This window comes from Cryobacterium sp. W22_MBD10_FK3, assembly GCF_052113745.1.
Classification (GTDB): domain Bacteria; phylum Actinomycetota; class Actinomycetes; order Actinomycetales; family Microbacteriaceae; genus Cryobacterium.
The window spans coordinates 46,251-62,564 of record NZ_JBGQOH010000020.1; the positions used below are offsets into that span (position 1 = coordinate 46,251).

Here is a 16,314-nt window from a genome sequence, read left to right on the forward strand (position 1 = left end):
CCGGTCATTTCCGAAGAAGAACAAAAAGGACAGTCATCGTGGAACCAACCGCTTTCTCTCGCATCTCGTCCCCTGCTGGCTCGATTCCATCAGGCTCCCCTCAGTGGAACCGGCAGCGGCATTCTCAGATGCCGTCCCATCGTTACCTTGACGGATACTCGCGAGTAGACGTACCCCTGGTCGAGCGCAACTGGCCATCGCGCACACTGACCAGCGCACCATTGTGGGTTCCGGTTGATTTGCGCGACGGCAATCAGGCCCTGTCTGAGCCGATGGACGCAGACCGGAAGCGTCGTTTCTTCGAACTGTTGATCGCGATGGGCTATAAGGAAATCGAGGTCGGCTACCCGTCTGCTTCCCAGACCGATTTTGATTTCGTGCGTCTCATCGCAGAGAAGGATCTGGCTCCCGAGGACGTCACCATCTCGGTGTTCACTGCGGCTCGTCGTGACCTCATCGAGAGAACTATCGCATCGATTGAAGGCATTCGTAACGAGGTCGTGATTCACATGTACACCGCAACCGCACCAATTTGGCGCGACATCGTCTTGGATATGAGCCGTGCTGACTTGAGAGAGCTCATCCTCGACGGCGGGCGTTGCATCCTCCAATACGCAGGCCACCTCTCAAACGTGCGCTTTCAGTTTTCACCCGAGGTATTCAACCTCACGGAACCCGACTACGTCCTCGAAATATGTGACGCCATGACGGAACTATGGGACGCGACGCCCCAACGACCCGTGATCCTCAATCTGCCCGCCACGGTAGAGATCGCGACACCCAACGTGTACGCCGACCAGATCGAGTACATGCACAAGAACCTCGCGCGCCGAGATGCGGTGATCCTCTCCGTGCACCCGCATAATGATCGCGGCACGGGAGTCGCATGCGCGGAACTAGCTGTGCTCGCGGGCGCTCAACGAGTAGAGGGATGCATCTTCGGTAATGGAGAACGTACGGGCAACGTAGACATCGCGACCCTGGCGCTGAACCTGCATGCCCAAGGCGTCGACCCAATGATCGACTTCTCTGACATCGACGAAGTACGCCGCATCGTTGAATACAGCAACCGAATCGAGGTCCACCCCCGACACCCCTACGTCGGGGACCTCGTGCACACTGCATTCAGCGGCACCCACCAAGACGCCATCAAAAAAGGCCTCGCCGAGCACCGTGCACGCGCCGAAACTGAAGACCGCCCCGCCAGTCAGATCGAATGGCGAGTGCCATATCTGCCGATCGATCCCGCAGACATCGGCCGCAGCTACGACGCGGTTATCCGAGTCAACTCCCAGTCGGGTAAAGGCGGCATCGCCTACCTGCTCGAAACCGAATATGGCATCGAGCTGCCCCGCCGCTTACAAATCGACTTCGCCCGCCGCGTTCAAGAGCACACAGACCTCACAGGTCTTGAGATCGGCGCGCCCAATCTGCTGGAACTTTTCGAGACTTGCTACCTAGCCCCCGGTACTACGGACCTTCAACTCTTAGACCTGGAATCCGAAAGTCACAACGGCGCCACTCGCACCCGAGTGAGGCTGGGCCTCAAAGGCAGTGACCGCAGCGCCAGTTACGACGACATCGGACCGGTTGAAGCGGTGACCGAATTGCTTAAGGAGCACGGGATCTTGATTGACATCATCTCGTTGCACCAAACCTCGCTCGACGCCGGCACCGATGCCAAAGCGATGACGCTCATCGAGTATCGCCACAACCTCGGCACTAGGTGGGCTGCAGGTCGCGACCGCTCGGTGCTCATTGCAACCGTGGCTGCAGTCATGGCCGCTGCAACAGCCGTCTGCGAGTCATTAGTCGATGCGCCCCGAGCAGGAATCGAGAATGGAGAGGCGCTGGCCTGACTGCATGTCCCCTATCGGACTGAGCTGCCTTGGCCAGATCGCACCAGGCAATCGCCGATACTCATGTAGTGATCAGCGAGATGGTGCCGAAGAACCTCGCGTTGCCCCGACCGCGCGTACCCGCGGCGGCTGCCAGGCCACCGCAAGCGGTCAGCTGTTGAAGGTCGTTTGCACGATGCGACGTTCAAGCCTCGGCGCGGAGGTAGGCATAGACAGTCTCTCCACTGATGCCATAGTGGCGGGCGAGGGCAGCTTTCGGGACGCCGGCCTCGGCCTTCTCGCGCAGTTCGGTGGCACTCTTGGCGTCCAGCGCTGGTGTGCGGCCGCGGTACGCGCTACGCTGCTTTGCCCCCCGGAAGCTGCCGCCGCTGTTTGAAACGGCCAAACGTCTCGGAAAGCTGTGGATTCTTGAGACGCCGCCAGTAGATACCAAATCGACACGGGTTTCCCAGCCGGAGGAGTGGTTGTGACTCGTGGTGCTTTGTGGGGGCATTATGTGATCGCTATTTGTCGTGCCAACCCGGTTGTCGGCGCTGGCTCAGAGCGGGTACTCAGCGTCTTGTATCCCATGGGTTACAAGACAACTGGGTTATGAGGCACCGGAACGAACAGGGATTACCGCACTGGCGCCCGATAGCCGATCGTTCGACGGACGTTCTCTCTTACTCGGCTTTGCTGGGACGGTGTCCGCCAATTAGGTCCAGATGTTGCCCAGTTCGCGGAAGGTGGGTCGCGGCCGAGGGGGTGCGATATCTTGGATAGCCATCGTGCCTTCGGGCCACTTGCGCAGGGGTGGACTGGGCCTGTTGCTGTTTCCTGTGAGTCACCAGACCGGGAAGTCGACGCCGTGTTCGGACTTCGCGCGTGGTCCGAAAATGCGCCGCTCAGTCTCGATGATGCGGTGGTCGTTGATGGATGCCTCGCGGCGGCTCATGAGACCGTTGGATTCGAACTCCCACAGTTCGTTGCCGTAGCTGCGCCACCACTGGCCGTGGTCGTCGTGCCACTCGTATTGGAATCGGACGGCGATGCGGTTTTCGCGGAAGCCCCACAGTCCTTTTCGAAGTGCGTAGTCCTGCTCACGTTGCCATTTCGCGGTGAGGAGGTCGATGATGGCGGGACGGCCGATGACGTGCAGGTCCCGGTTCCGCCAGACCGAGTCCGGTGTGTAGGCGAGGGCGACCTTCTCGGGGTCGCGGCTGTTCCAGCCGTCCTCAGCCGCCTGAACTTTCTGCAGGGCCGACGATTGGTCGAATGGAGGGAAGGGGGGTCGAATTTCTGTCATGGGGACTGTCCTTGTCAATCGGTCAGCGCGGGGTTCCGCGGATAGGGGTTGTGAGCGGTCTCCCGGGTCGGGAGGAGACGGCCGGCTACCAGCCGCTGCAGGGTGAACCGGGCGATGCGGCCGGTGTGTCCGTCGTCTCCGAATCGGCCAGGCTCGCCCCATTCGATCTCGGTCGTGCCGGACATATGCAGTGTCTGGCCGGTCGCGAAATCAAGGAACAATAGGGAAGCTTCGGGGTTAACGGTGATGTTGCCGAAACTGTTGAAGAGGTTGTTGCCTTTGTAGTCAGGCCACCACAGCCCTCGCTCATCGACGCGGACGAACCCAGAAGGACCGCCGCGATGGGACGCGTCCACTCCCCGCTCGGGGTTTGCGGTCCCGAGGAAGAACGTGTCGGCTGCACGGATCAGCCCACAGTCTTCCGCGGAAAGTGTGTCGCCGTGTCGGACCGAAACGCTGCCGAGCGCGCCGGATTTGTCGGTTGCAAGAAGGCGTTGCTGAATGTACTGCGGGCAGTTGGCGTAAGCCTGCTCAACCTCTATGAGAAGAAGGTCGCTGACACTGAGGGTGCCGTTAATGCGGACCCGACGCCGTGTGGCGAATTCGACAGTCACCATTCCGATCTTTTGGCCGGTGGGAAGCCTGTGGAGCGGGTCCCCTGTGGGGAGCACGGCACGAACCGCAACGGTAGTGTCGGACTGCGCCCTGAGGAACCCGGGAGGACCGGTCAGCGCGGACGTCCAGAGGCGGCCTGCACGATCCCTTCCGGAGATGACGAGAAATGTTCGGTCGCTGAGGAATCCGGCGATATCGCCGGTCAGGGCCGCGGGGTCGAGCATGCGAGACAAACGGGCCGCGTTCTGCTCGACCCCGGCCCTGCGCTGTACAGCGAGCTCGCCGGCGTGGAAGCCCACGTCGGCGAGCTGGTGTGTTCCGTTCATCGTCATGATGTCCTTGAGAGACTGAAAGAGGATTACAGCCCGACGACGGGCCAGTCGTTCTCCACGTTGGCGAGCACGTTGAAGTAGTTGGTCAGGATGTTCAGCGCGAGGTTGGCGACGACCTCACCGATCTCCGTGTCGGTCACGCCAGCGGCGCGGGCTACGCCGATCGCGTCGTCGCCAACGTCACCGGCGTTTTCGGCGATCGCGTTGGAGAGCCTCAGCAGCGCGGCGACATGCGGGTCGCTCGACTCCGCACGGCGCGCGGCGTCGAGTTCGACGGCATCCACCTTGGCGATATTGCTGCCGATGTAGGTGTGGGCGGACAGGCAGTACTCGCAACCGTTAAGCTGTGCGGTCGAGATCGCGAGGCGCTCACGCACCGCAGCGGGAAGACTGCCCGACCCGACCGCGGCGGAAAGCGCGAGGTACCCCTTCAGCAAAGCGGGGCTGTTGGCCATCACCTTGGTCATGTTCGGCACGAGACCCAGTCCCTTCTGGACCTGGTCGAGCAGATCCTTAGCAACGCCCGTGGCTGTTTCAGGCTGGATAGGGACGATGGTGGCGGTGGTGACGATCATGGTATTGTCTCCTCGGTTTCTAATGCATGAACACTCGTTTATCCGTGACAAGTATTACCACGGTTGTTCTAACGGATGCAAGACACATCTTCCGTGATAGCTTTTCCGTATGGGAAATGAGAGTTCGAACCGCACGTGGGTACTCCCGGAGGAACCGATCCCCGTTCGACTCATGGCGACGATCTGGGCTGACGCGGATGGTCTGCACGATGACTTATCCGCCCCGGCGGACCTAGACGCTTGGCTGGGTTCCGCGGGCGTTGAGCTGAACGGCGTGGGCGCGACGCAGGAGGAGTTCCTGCGCGCACGGGCGCTACGGGATTCGGTGCGCAAGCTGGCCGCCCACGTCACGGGCGACCAACGTCCGGGTGCCGCCTCACCCGTGGCCACCGTGGACGACGCCGCCCGAACCGTCAATGCCGCTGCCAGCCGGCGTCCGATTGCCCAGCTCCGTCTGGATGACGCCCGCCTCGTACTCGGCGCCGATTCTGCGGCGTCGTCAGTGGTTGCAGGCTTGGCCGACGCCGCTTGTGAAGCCCAGCAGTTGCTGAGCGAGGAGCCCTCCCGGTTGCGGGCGTGTCACGCACCAGGGTGCGTGCTCTACTTCACCAAGACGCATCCCCGGCGGGAATGGTGCTCGGTCACCTGCGGCAATCGCGCCCGTGCCGCACGGCACTATCAATCAGTGAGGTCCGCGCGCGGCGCTCGAGAGCACACTGAGCGCTGAAACACTCTGCCGCGAGTTACAGTTCGCCTACATCGCTCAACCGTCCTGCAGAGTCGGATGTCTGAGTTTCTCGGGTCCGTCTCCTACGTCTCGTAACCTCGGGTTTCGATGGGATGAAACGAAGCCGACGTATCACTTGGGCTACGCCTGGCTCTGTGGACTCAGCTGATTCGGATCACTGTTTCGGGTCCCGTGACCATCCGCCTGTGCAATCCTGGGCATATAACCCGCATCGCCCAACGGAAGCCAACATGCTCAACTGTCTCGTAACCCTAGGGATACGAGACGTCCTAAGCGTTTGACCTGGAATTCCGTTCAATTCATGTCGTTTCTCGAGGTCGCCTGCACGGCCCACCGCTTGTATCCACGGCGGGTGCGGGCGACCTCGAGCGGTCAGCTGTTCAAGGTCGTGTGCACGATGTGACGTTCAAGCCTCGGCGCGGAGATACGCATAGACGGTCTCTCGACTGATGCCATAGTGGCGGGCGAGGGCAGCTTTCGGGACGCCGGCCGCGGCCTTCTCGCGCAGTTCGGTGGCACTCTTGGCGTCCAGCGATGGCGTGCGGCCGCGGTACGCGCCGCGCTGCTTCGCCAAATTGATGCCTTCGCGCTGACGTTCACGGATCAGAGATCTCTCAAACTCCGCGAACGCTCCCATCACATTCAGCAGAAGCGTCGCCATCGCGTTCTCGTCACCGGTGAAGGCGAGCTGCTCCTTGACGAACTCGACGCGCACCTTCTTCTCCGTGAGCCGGCGCACGATCGCGCGGAGGTCATCAAGGTTGCGGGCAAGGCGGTCCATCGAATGAACGAGAACAGTGTCACCCTCCCGGGCAAAATCGATCATCCGTTCCAGCTCGGGCCGGTTCACGTCTTTACCTGACGCCTTATCTGCAAAGACCTGGTCGACGCCGACGCCGTCGAGCTGGCGGGCCGTGTTTTGATCGAGGGTGCTGACGCGCACGTAGCCGATTCGCTGACCTGTCATATGTCCACCGCCTGATCTGTCAGGTTGAACTCTAAGAGCCTGCCAGGAGTGGTGTCAACAGATAATAATTGAACTTCAAGTGGACGGGTTTAGCGGCATGAACTGACGTCAAACTGGTGTGTACTCCACATTGGCAATGCGGCAAAGTGATTCGGTTGCTCACTCTGCGCCGGTGCCGCCTAAGTTCATCGTTGGCGACGGCGCTTGAGCGCTGGGCTAATCTGCAATTGGTTCGCGGTCGTTAATGCTGTGTATCGCTCGAACAGTATTCGGAGCCGATCGTCGTCGTCGCCTATCTGGCGGGTGCCAGCGAAGAGCGGGTCCACAACACGATCTAGGTCAGCGTGTGCGGAGATCAAAGCTGACGGGATTGCGGTGGGTTCGTAGAGGTCGGCCAGAGACCTGTCTGGGAATTGTTCGCGAGCCCGCTTTATCTCTGTTCCTGCGTCAACGACGGCGGAGATCTGGGCCGCGCTCAGCGCAGGGAGAGGGAGTGTGTTCCATACCCCGAGTTTGTTCAATCGGAGGTCGGATTTGATTCGCCCGCCGACCGCTTTCAGCCAAGCGATGAACATCGAGCTCGACAGAATTCCGAAGGCTAGCCCGGTCGGATCGGGCGCGACAAAATTCGCGTTGCTGGAGATCACGGATTTGTCGACGTGTAGCACGGGGAAGAACCGTCGCGACTCGCTGACGTGGATTGGGATGCTCACATAGTCGGTTGTTGGCTGAGCTATTTGCCGAAACAGCTGTGGAGACGACGCAAAAACGCGCGTGGAGGCGGCCTTACTTGCGCCTCGGAATTCTTCGACCTTCTTGACTCTCTCCCTCAGGGTCGGACTCTTCTCGAGATCCCCAGGAACTAGATCCACCAACCAGAGACACCACCGATCAGCACCGTGTAACAACTCGCGCGCGCCTACGTACCGGCGAAGGTATTTGGCCGCGACTAGGTCATGCAGAACTTCTTGCAGGTCTTCAATCTCGACGATGAGATTGCCGTCATCGGTGGGCTTGTTCCCGTAGAAAATATCGGGCAGGTCAACGGCAAGGGGAGCAGTGAGGGGCTCGACTACGACAGATGGTCCCTCAATCAGGTACGGGCTGATATTGGCAACTTCCCGGCCTACCGCGGGTCCGAAGATGTTTTGATACTCATAAAGAACGGGCACCCTTCTGGATACCTTCGAGATTCCCACGATGACTACGTGTACGGCTGCGCCGCCTGGTGCTTCCGTGGTCCACGCGAAGGTCTTGTGAGCAAAATCAATACCGAAGCCGGCCTTGATGACGGCGCCCCACAGGGGTGCAACCTGCTCGCCCTGGCAAATTGAGTTGGTCGACACCAGTGCGACTCGAGCCTTGGAATTGCCGACGTAGTCGATCGCTTTCTTGTACCACCCGGAGACGAAGTCCAGTGTTCCGTGATAACCCGCCCCCCAGACCTCTTTGAGGGTTTGGGTTTGTTCGTCAGATCGAAGTGAGATCCCGACAAACGGAGGGTTGCCGAAGATATATGTGGAGTCGCTTACAGGGAGCACCGCCGACCAGTCCGTCTTGAGCGCGTCGGCATGAACGATTGTCGGGGCAATCCGGATTGGGAGGCGGTCGGGTGCGAGACCGAAGTCTTGCTCCATTCGCAGGTTCGCCAGATGGTCGACGAGCAGCATCGCGGTTTCCGCGATGCGCGCCGGCCATTCCTCGATCTCGATGCCGTAGAAGTGATCGAGTGTGACCTTGATGTCGCCGGTCACGTCGAAACTCTGCTGACCCCTGCTGGCGATCGTCGTTCGCCCTTCTTCGATGTCGAGGTCTCGCTGGCGCTTTAGGAGCTCGAGTTCTAGGGCGCGGAGCTCGCGGTAGGAAACGATCAGGAAGTTGCCACAGCCACAGGCAGGGTCCATGAAACGGAGCTTCCCCAGATCCACATGCAGTTTGGTCAGTTCTTTCTGGCTGTCCCACCCGGTTTCGAGGCGTCGAGTGTACTCTTCGAGAAAGAGCGGGCGGATGGTTTTGAGAATGTTGGTTTCCGAGGTGTAGTGCTCGCCTCCGAATCGGCGCGCGTCCTTGCTCTTCACTGTCTGGAACATGGAGCCGAACACGGCCGGGGAGATGATGCCCCAATCGAATTGACATGCTGAAATGAGCGCATTTCGGAAGCCATCTGTCAGTTCGACGATCGCCAGACCGTCAGTGAAAAGGCCGCCGTTTATATATCGGAACCGGCCTAGCGGGCTGTCGGCAGGGAGCTTCCGTTGACCCTCGTCGGTGTTTAGGACGTCGAAGAGTTCGTGCAGCTGCTTATTAAGATTCTCGGCGGTCGTTTGATTGTTGATGAACTCGTAGAACATGCCTGCGGACCACATACCGGAGTCGTCGCCGAAAAGCAGGAACAGAAGTCGAGCCAAGAGCAACGTTGCGTCTCGTTCGTTGGCGCCAGCGATGTCGAGCTCTGTGTAGAGCCGGCCCATGAGTCGCGCTGCCTGGACGGATGCAGCTTCTGCCTCGGCATCGAAAGCAAGCCGCATTTTGGCGAGCAATTCGACGAGTGAGATATCGGTGTCAAAGTCGATCGCGATCGCTTTGAGCTGGTTGCCCAGATGCGGATCGTCGTTGCCGACCACATGCTGATGTACGAGTAACTTCGCGTTCGCTGCGCCCAGCTGTGATCGTCTCGGCCACCGCCACTCCTGGCGTGTTGGCTCCGCGAATATCACCAGACGTTCGTGGCTCCCCTGCCCGATTTGTTCGTCGATTACTCTTTGGATCTTTCTCGGAGGAAGCTCAGCGCAGTACCAGATACGAAGCCCCTTGAATCCGGCGACCTGGGTGAGCGAATATGTGTTGCCTTCGACTTCGATCTCTTTAGCGGGTTGGTCGGGGTTGTTCCAACCGAGCTCAGCGATAAAGAGCTCCCGAAAGTTCCGGTTGTCGACGAGTGAGAGGAGGTGCGCGGCGTTCACGATCGGACTCCCATGCTGCTGACGATGCGAACTGGGTCGTTACCGCTGCGCGATTCGACGACGAGTCGACCGTCGCGGTGTAGCGCAGAGACTCGGGCCGCGAGGTCCTCGTCGCTTGTCCCGGTGCGTAGCGCCCGGCGTAGTCGACGGTCGGCTTCGCCTGTTAGTGCATGTTGGAAGAGGGCGTCGAGGGCCGCGTCGGTGTCGGCGTCGTAGTGGAAGACGGTATCCCCCAGACGCCTCCATAAGGTGCGTCGAACTCCCCTCAGCCTGCCCGCGGCTGCGCTCGGTGTGGCAAGGGGCCCTCGTACAAGTTCTCCGAGGAGCTCCTCATGGTCGGGTCGGTGCTCGAGGCCAGGTTCGTCGGGCGTGGCTTCGAAGGCGCGCAGCGCTTCGAGGCCGGTCAGCAGCCGAGGTTCTTCACCTGGTGATATCCATCCGAAGCCGTCCGTGCCGGCTTCGGTCCTGACGTAGCAGAGCAGCCCTTCTTCAGCGTCGGTTGCTCGTTTGGCCCGGGTAGCGTCGACCAGATCCGGGAGTTTAGCGACGCGGGCCGTCAATTCGGGGTCGAGATCCTCGGCATTTCGCCAGTACTGGTACGCGAGGCTCGAGGCGTCCACATCTTCAATGGTGTCGCTGTCATCGACGGTGCCGTTGTATAGGTCCGTGATCGACTTGACCTCATTGGTGCTGCCGAAGAACTGCTCGTCGGATCCGAATGCTTCAGCATTTGCGCTAAGTCGGTCGGCGATACGTTGGCGAAGGGACAGGACGGCGTCCACGGACTCGTGGAAGAACGAGTAGATGAGGACGTGATCGGAGTGCTGTCCGACCCGATCGACGCGGCCGGCGCGTTGGATGAGGCGGATGATTGCCCAGGGCAGATCGTAGTTGACGACGATATGGGCGTCTTGGAGGTTCTGGCCCTCGCTGAGGACGTCGGTCGAAACGAGAACCCGGAGTTCCTCTCCTCCCGAGTCGATGTCCATCCCTGGAAGGGCATTGGATATCGGGGAGAATCGTCGGGCGAGGGCGGTGGGGTCTTCGCTGTCACCGGAGGCGACGCCGACGGCGGGGATTCCCTCGGCGCGCAGCGCGGAGGCGATGTAGTTGGCAGTGTCCTTATATTCGGTGAAGACCAAGATCTTCTCGCTAGGGTGCGTTTCGCGCACGAGAGCGATTAGGGCCGCAAGTTTCGAGTCGACCGCGGGCGACCAGGTGCCGTATGAGTCGAGGAGGCCGCGGAGGGCGTCCGTGTCGGCCGCGAGGGCGTCGGCAAGCGCATCGGTGAAGAGCTCCGGGCGGACCCAAGAGACGCCGCTTGGGTTTGCAGCGGTCAGCGCCTCGTAGCGGCGGCTGGGGTCCTCTCCGAGGTGCTCTGCTGTGTCTAGGTCAGATTCGGTGAGGTCGCTGTCGTCAAGGAGGTTGTTGTCGACGATGGTCCCAGTCGGAATAGACAGGCCCTGGTCTATCGCGTAGGCGAATAGTTCGTTGCGAGCGATGTGGCGGCGGAGTGAGAGGCTGAAGGAGTGTCCGCAGGAGGAGAGCCGTTTGTAGAAGGTGGTACGGACAAACCCGGCTACGTTTCCGCGACCGCGGGTAAGGTTTTCGACGTATTCTCGCTCGTGCTCGCTGAGGGTGACGCCGCGAGCGAGGAATGTGCCCATGTCGTAGCGGGGCAGGACGAGGTTTCGCAGCGTGTCTAGGGTCTGGTCGTCGGCCATGATCGACGCCGGGTCGTCCGGGCCGAAGGAGTGCTCGATGGGCCGGGCCTGGCGGACGGGAAACGTGAACTTTGTCCCGTCGGAGAATTCGAGGTACTTGCTGCCGTCTTCGGCTTCCTGCGAGTAGTTGTTCTTGATGAATGAGCGGGTGCGCCTGACCAGGTGCTCGCCCATGAGTCGTTTCCAGTCGTCCGGGTCGTCGGAGCGGCGGAATGCGGCCAGGGTTGTGATCTTGCCGTCGACCTTGTCATAGAGCTTGGGGTCGAGTCGGAGGGCGTTGGTCGGGGAAATTCCGAGGTCTTCGTCTTCGTCGATGTAGAGGGCCAGTTGGTTGGCAACGTCGGTGAAGCGAAGGTTGTAGGGGGTAGCTGTGAGGAGTAGGACGCGGCTGTCGTTGCGTTGGATGTAGTCCTGGATCGCGCGGTAGTCCTGTCGCGCGTCGTTGCGGAGGGTGTGCGACTCGTCGACAATGACGAAGGCGTAGCGGCGCAGGTCCGGGAGGATGGTGTGGGCCATGCTGTAGGGCACGACGCGGCCGTGGAGGTCATATGCCTCGAGGTGTTGTTCCCACATCGAGACCAGGTTTCGCGGGCAGATGATGAGAGGCATGTAGCCGTGTTCGTCTCGGAGCATGAGCGCGACGGCGATGCCGGTGAGTGTCTTTCCAAGGCCGACGACGTCGCCGAGCATGGTTCCACGACGGGTGATGATCCGGCGAGCAAGGGTCCGGACGGCAGTTGCTTGATACTCGAGGAGTTTTTCTTCGATCTCAGAGGGAACGGAGTACTCGGCAAGGCCTTCGCGCACATCTCTGGAAAGGTCGTAGCAAACCTTAAGAAAGATCTCGTAGGGCTTTCGCGGTTCAACTGTTGCCCATGATTCGTCGAGCAGATCAAGAATTTCAGCGGTCACTGGGCGGCTAAATTTATCGTCCCACCGTGCGGTGAACCACTCTGCAAGATCTTTGGCGCCGGCGCCGTCGACGACATCTACGTTGAGTTCCAAATTGTGAGTGAGTCCTGGTGCAGTGAGGTTCGAGGATCCCACATAGCCAGTAATGGGGTTCGTGACATCGACGCGGTGGAAGACGTATGTCTTACCATGAAGCGGCCGGCGAGTGAAGACCTTGATCTCGATTGATCCCTCCGCCATCAGCGTGCGCAGCGAGCCGAGAGTGACACGATCTGCCGACGTCGGCAAACCGCGCATAAGTTGAACCCGCAGCTGCTCAAGCAGTTGAGACTTTCGTTCTCTCGCTATCGAAGGGTCTGCCTCTGGTCGCGGTAGACCATCAACCGATGCCTGAAGCTCATCGAGGGCTTCTTCTTGTGGTCCGCCGGCAACCATCCCAATGAGGATTCGTACAACGGGGTGCTCGCTTTTCGGCTTGTCCCGAACTAGCTGATCGAAAATTCTCCAGCCCCGCAGATTAAAATATCCGACCGCAACGTCCATCCGTTCAAAGGCAGCAAAGGTCAGTTGCAGCTGATCGCCCAGGCGCTGATCGATGTTGTCGAATATACGAGTCATCTGCCTATCTTCCCGGAGAACCGGCCACCTTTGAGCCGAGCGGCGCACTCACCTGTGTTTCCGCTCGACAGATACGGTGCCCACCGCATTTTTGGACCTTCGTGGTAGATGTTCTGGAACGCTGTGCAGGCACCTATACCGCCCGGACCTGCTTTGGCGCCGTCGCGCAAGCGATTTTTGGGCAGAGCTCTCCTTACGAACTCGGCGTTGGCGGAATTTACTTCCGGCGACCAACCCATGCATTCACCACGCGCGCGAGGGCACGAAGAATGCTGACAGTGTTCGCGGTCGCCTTATCGCTCTGCACGAGGCAGAAGAAGGCGACAATCAAGAGCACTGCTGTGGGATTGATTCCAGAAGCGACCGCGTACTCCAAGACGTTGGTGACGTCAATGGCCATGGTGCCTCCTTGCGGGGTGGCCGAGTTCGGCCAGGCATCGACCGCAGGTGCAGTCGATGAGACTATGAGCTAGTCGCGATCGCCGACCGGGAGCAGACCCAGGGCACGGCTTCACAGGCGAGCAGAAGAGGACCAAGAAGGCTGGCAAAAAGGCCGGCCGGGCTTATTCCGAATCAGGAGTTCGGAGCGCGATAGACGCGAAAAGCCGGATCAATGTCCGGCTTCGTCTAGGCATGGTGACCCGATATTGCGGTAAGCCTATCGTTTCCTAATGCCCCAAGGCATAAAAAAAGCCGGACGTCGTCCGGCTGCTTTAACGCACTATGAAATGCGTTGCCCACGATACAGGAGAGCAGGTGGCACGGTCAAGGATCCAGAGTCACCTGGCACCAATGGCCACCGTCCGCGATGGGCACGTCTGCATGGGTCGCAGAACATATTAGAACTTGGTCTTCCCTCCAGGAATCCTTCTTTTCGGACATCAAATGCATGTTGCCGAATGGGGCGGCGCAGGCCGGGCAATGGTAGCCGTAGTGCGTGACTCCGGACTGTTTGGTGAGCCGTGATCCGATCCGCGCCGGCTTTTGAAGCTTCTCCCGAATCATCGCAGTCACCGCCTGCGACATCTCAACAGTCGGTGTGGTTGGGAAGAACGAGTTTGGATCACTGGGATCCAAGAAGCTCGTCCCGGCTCGACGAAGGTAGCGAATGCCAATTTTCGAGCAAACGTCGCAGCGGTACGCACGAGTGTCAGGGCAGCGCCAGATTTGGCTCCATGACTCGCACTTCCAACACTTGTTCCAAATCCATTGAACAATGACACCCTGGTGCAGCTCGCCCAGCGGCCGCCAGCGACGAGGGTATCCGTTCAGGAGGTTAGTAACCATGTCCGCAAGTGAGGCGGAGCTGGGGCCGGCAAGTTGAACGTCTGGGCCTTGCTCAGCTGTAAATCCGTCCTCGATGTGGGTCAGTCCGAAGACTGGCACTTTGACTTGGTAGTTACTTAAGGTGGTCTTGTGGCGGGCGAACCAGTACGCGTCGATCCCTGCGGCAAGGTAGCGGGCCTGCCGCCGATGGTATTCCTCGGGCGTCTGGTGACTCCATTGGACTTCCAGAGCGACGGTGTGCAGGCCGTCGGTGACGAGCACATCTGCCACCCATGAACGGTCCTCTGAAGGTACTTCTTGGGCTGCCTGCCAGCCTGCTGCTATGGCAGCGCGAACTATAATCTCTTTCGATTTCAGGTGCTCGGGGGACTCCGGTTTGTGCTCCACCTCGCAATGGGAACCAGGCCAATGTGCGAAATACCGAGTTCCGGATTTGTTCTCTTTGCTGACAGCTTGAGCGTCGCAAGGCAACCTTGGATGCCCTGCACGTAATTGCGCCCATTCAGCGTCGGTGAGCAATGGAGCGATGACACGACGCCCGCCCAAGATCGCTGTCAGGGGCATGACGCGGCCTTCTTCATCATCATCATCAAAAGTGGCTTCGGACACCGCGCATGCCCGCACGAGGGCATCCTATTTGCCATTCGTTTCGAACTGCGCGGCGAGACTCTCAACATGCAGCCCTCCGTCTTGTTGGGGTGTTTCCCTTGCCGCCTTCACCATGGACTTTCGAGATTCGCTAACCGGATCCACGCCGGACATGAGCAAATACTGGATTACCCCAGCGGTGAGAAGCTTGACTGAGTCTTCAAGAATTCGCGTGAGCTTTTCCGGATCGGGATGACCGCTTAGATGGAATTGACCTGGTCGCCATTCGACGGGTGCGGTGAGGACCTGAACCTCACGGATCGCCCAGTCTTTGCCATGCGCAGCCGCGCTACAAATCCGCCAGTTCGCCTCTTGTAGAGCCGGATCAAGCGTTGCGACTTGAGCTGCTAGTCGAACCAGATCGACCATGCTCGGCAGGCTGGAGATGGCCGGCCCGTGACCAATGAAACCCTGCGCAGCGGTTTCGTGGCGAGCTGCACGCTCCTCAATCAGGGCGACATCTCTTCCTAAGGCGATGTGCGCCAGGCGCTCTTCACGCAAGTCATGTCGGACCATTCTGATCAACCGCGCGAGACAGACTTCGGGAGTGGGCGAACGGCTCAACCACAAAGACTGCGCGGAGCCTTCAATCGCTGAGCGCATCAACGTGAACGACCAGCGAAAGCCTTGATGAGTGACCACCTGGCCCTCAAATTGGTCTAAGGGAACGGCATGGTTTGCCCAGATAAGCAGATGGTCCACCGCAGAGCGCAACCCCTCACGTGCCCATTGACTGACAGATTCGGACGGGTAGCGATCATCGACCAATGCGAACGCGCTCCCTCCTTGGGGCGCTGTAACGCGGGCAAGAGTGTGACCTGCCGTACGGATACTGAGAGCAAACTCTGCCCAGCGCTTCATCGTCTTGACATCGACCAGAACACTACGTTCGTCCATACAGCCACCGTATGACAGACGGGACTTTCACGAACGCTCCATTGGGGGCGCATCGACGATACTTGTCACCAACCGCGTTGCACTGCGGAGTCGCACGCTCCCAGTCGGTGAACTCCCTTGTACAGACGGCATTTCTCGACCAGACCACGCTCGGCCAACGCATGAGCCGCGCTGAGCTGGCGGAGCCTGCAGCGCTGCCCTGCGTTCTACTCGGCGTAAATGGCCGCTTCTCCCCGTCGTGAGCGTGATGAAGCCGCCCGGCCTTAGCCGAACTCGAATGTATGTTCTAATTGATTCATGGGTTCGGTCACCAAGCACCCCGTCACCCCGCCCGCGCAACGATCCGTACGGGCTGGCACCCTGGCGCAGGTCGAGCCGCCCACTAGGGCCGAATTCGTCGTTCGACCGTTCAGCCTGACGCCCCCTGAGCTACGCGGGCTGCCAGCCATCCTGGCCGACGAACCCACGCCCGTGCACGCCTGGGTGAGATACCCCGCGACAGCCATCCACGTCTACGGCCTCGCCTTGGCATGGACCCCGCACGCCGTGTACGTCGAATGGGAGGACGGCGGCGTTCACCGCGCTTGGGTTTGGGCGCCGGCCGTCGAGCGCGCAGCCGCGACCCAGAGCGCAGCAGCGCCCACTCCCCCGCGCCCACACGTGAATGTGATGACAGTGCGGGACACACGGCCGCTCGTCGAGCTAATCAACGCCCAGCTGACGCAGTCAGGTGCCGAATTCGTGACCTCCATGGCGCAGCCCGCCGGACCATTCGGCGCGGTCGTTTTTGGATCCATCGAGGACCACAGTGTGCGCCTGGAATTCTTCATCGAACCTACGACCAACATGTGCGCCGTGCACCTGTTCGACATGGCCGCGAAAAA

General features: G+C 60.2%; 11 protein-coding genes and 1 pseudogene. 3 read left to right on the forward strand and 9 right to left on the reverse strand.

The window, feature by feature from the left end; all coding sequences use genetic code 11:
* The first annotated feature begins 38 nt into the window (after positions 1-38).
* Entirely contained in the window at positions 39-1,859 is a 1,821-nt protein-coding gene (locus ACEN2M_RS15495; RefSeq protein WP_441649041.1) for a 2-isopropylmalate synthase, read from the forward strand.
* 823 nt (positions 1,860-2,682) lie between these two features.
* Here ACEN2M_RS15495 and ACEN2M_RS15500 read toward each other — a convergent pair.
* Genes ACEN2M_RS15500 through ACEN2M_RS15510 form a run of 3 tightly spaced genes read right to left on the reverse strand, consistent with a single transcriptional unit; the run spans position 2,683 to position 4,666 of the window.
* Complete coding sequence (locus ACEN2M_RS15500; protein WP_441649042.1) at positions 2,683-3,144, reverse strand: nuclear transport factor 2 family protein; 462 nt, start codon at positions 3,142-3,144, stop codon at positions 2,683-2,685.
* A 14-nt stretch (positions 3,145-3,158) separates the two neighbouring features.
* Positions 3,159-4,091: a pyridoxamine 5'-phosphate oxidase family protein gene (locus ACEN2M_RS15505; RefSeq protein ID WP_441649043.1), complete on the reverse strand. Its 933-nt coding sequence runs from the start codon at positions 4,089-4,091 to the stop codon at positions 3,159-3,161.
* Positions 4,092-4,117: 26 nt separating this feature from the next.
* Positions 4,118-4,666 carry a carboxymuconolactone decarboxylase family protein gene (locus ACEN2M_RS15510; protein ID WP_441649044.1) on the reverse strand — a complete coding sequence of 183 codons (549 nt, stop codon included), beginning with the start codon at positions 4,664-4,666 and terminating at the stop codon, positions 4,118-4,120.
* Positions 4,667-4,838: 172 nt separating this feature from the next.
* Between ACEN2M_RS15510 and ACEN2M_RS15515 the strand changes: the two genes are divergently transcribed.
* Positions 4,839-5,393: a CGNR zinc finger domain-containing protein gene (locus ACEN2M_RS15515; RefSeq protein ID WP_441649045.1), complete on the forward strand. Its 555-nt coding sequence runs from the start codon at positions 4,839-4,841 to the stop codon at positions 5,391-5,393.
* A 427-nt stretch (positions 5,394-5,820) separates the two neighbouring features.
* Here the strand turns inward: ACEN2M_RS15515 and ACEN2M_RS15520 are convergent, their stop codons facing one another.
* The 6 genes from ACEN2M_RS15520 to ACEN2M_RS15545 all read right to left on the reverse strand — a co-directional run bounded on the left by ACEN2M_RS15520 (position 5,821) and on the right by ACEN2M_RS15545 (position 15,430).
* Positions 5,821-6,381 (reverse strand): recombinase family protein, encoded by a 561-nt coding sequence (locus tag ACEN2M_RS15520; RefSeq protein WP_441649046.1) that lies wholly within the window; start codon positions 6,379-6,381, stop codon positions 5,821-5,823.
* Positions 6,382-6,566: 185 nt separating this feature from the next.
* Positions 6,567-9,344, reverse strand: coding sequence for a DNA methyltransferase (locus tag ACEN2M_RS15525; RefSeq protein WP_441649047.1), 2,778 nt, complete (start codon positions 9,342-9,344; stop codon positions 6,567-6,569).
* Complete coding sequence (locus tag ACEN2M_RS15530; protein ID WP_441649048.1) at positions 9,341-12,598, reverse strand: helicase-related protein; 3,258 nt, start codon at positions 12,596-12,598, stop codon at positions 9,341-9,343. Before ACEN2M_RS15530 ends, ACEN2M_RS15525 begins: the two co-directional genes overlap by 4 nt.
* A gap of 217 nt (positions 12,599-12,815) precedes the next feature.
* Positions 12,816-12,998, reverse strand: coding sequence for a hypothetical protein (locus tag ACEN2M_RS15535; RefSeq protein ID WP_441649049.1), 183 nt, complete (start codon positions 12,996-12,998; stop codon positions 12,816-12,818).
* Positions 12,999-13,363: 365 nt separating this feature from the next.
* The gene (locus ACEN2M_RS15540) at positions 13,364-14,494 is read right to left on the reverse strand and encodes a competence protein CoiA (RefSeq protein ID WP_441649050.1); all 1,131 of its coding nucleotides are present in this window, start codon (positions 14,492-14,494) and stop codon (positions 13,364-13,366) included.
* 24 nt (positions 14,495-14,518) lie between these two features.
* Positions 14,519-15,430, reverse strand: a complete 912-nt coding sequence (locus ACEN2M_RS15545; RefSeq protein ID WP_441649051.1) for a hypothetical protein — start codon at positions 15,428-15,430, stop codon at positions 14,519-14,521.
* A gap of 297 nt (positions 15,431-15,727) precedes the next feature.
* Here ACEN2M_RS15545 and ACEN2M_RS15550 point away from each other — a divergent pair.
* A pseudogene (locus tag ACEN2M_RS15550) lies at positions 15,728-16,314 on the forward strand (hypothetical protein); the annotation flags it as partial.

What these genes read in the sequence shown, in the direction of transcription:
- ACEN2M_RS15515 (WP_441649045.1), top strand. Translation starts at nt 4,839, where the DNA reads ATGGCGACGATCTGGGCTGACGCGGATGGTCTGCACGATGACTTATCC.
- ACEN2M_RS15530 (WP_441649048.1), bottom strand. Translation starts at nt 12,598, where the DNA reads ATGACTCGTATATTCGACAACATCGATCAGCGCCTGGGCGATCAGCTG.
- ACEN2M_RS15520 (WP_441649046.1), bottom strand. Translation starts at nt 6,381, where the DNA reads ATGACAGGTCAGCGAATCGGCTACGTGCGCGTCAGCACCCTCGATCAA.
- ACEN2M_RS15545 (WP_441649051.1), bottom strand. Translation starts at nt 15,430, where the DNA reads ATGGACGAACGTAGTGTTCTGGTCGATGTCAAGACGATGAAGCGCTGG.
- ACEN2M_RS15535 (WP_441649049.1), bottom strand. Translation starts at nt 12,998, where the DNA reads ATGGCCATTGACGTCACCAACGTCTTGGAGTACGCGGTCGCTTCTGGA.
- ACEN2M_RS15505 (WP_441649043.1), bottom strand. Translation starts at nt 4,091, where the DNA reads ATGACGATGAACGGAACACACCAGCTCGCCGACGTGGGCTTCCACGCC.
- ACEN2M_RS15500 (WP_441649042.1), bottom strand. Translation starts at nt 3,144, where the DNA reads ATGACAGAAATTCGACCCCCCTTCCCTCCATTCGACCAATCGTCGGCC.
- ACEN2M_RS15510 (WP_441649044.1), bottom strand. Translation starts at nt 4,666, where the DNA reads ATGATCGTCACCACCGCCACCATCGTCCCTATCCAGCCTGAAACAGCC.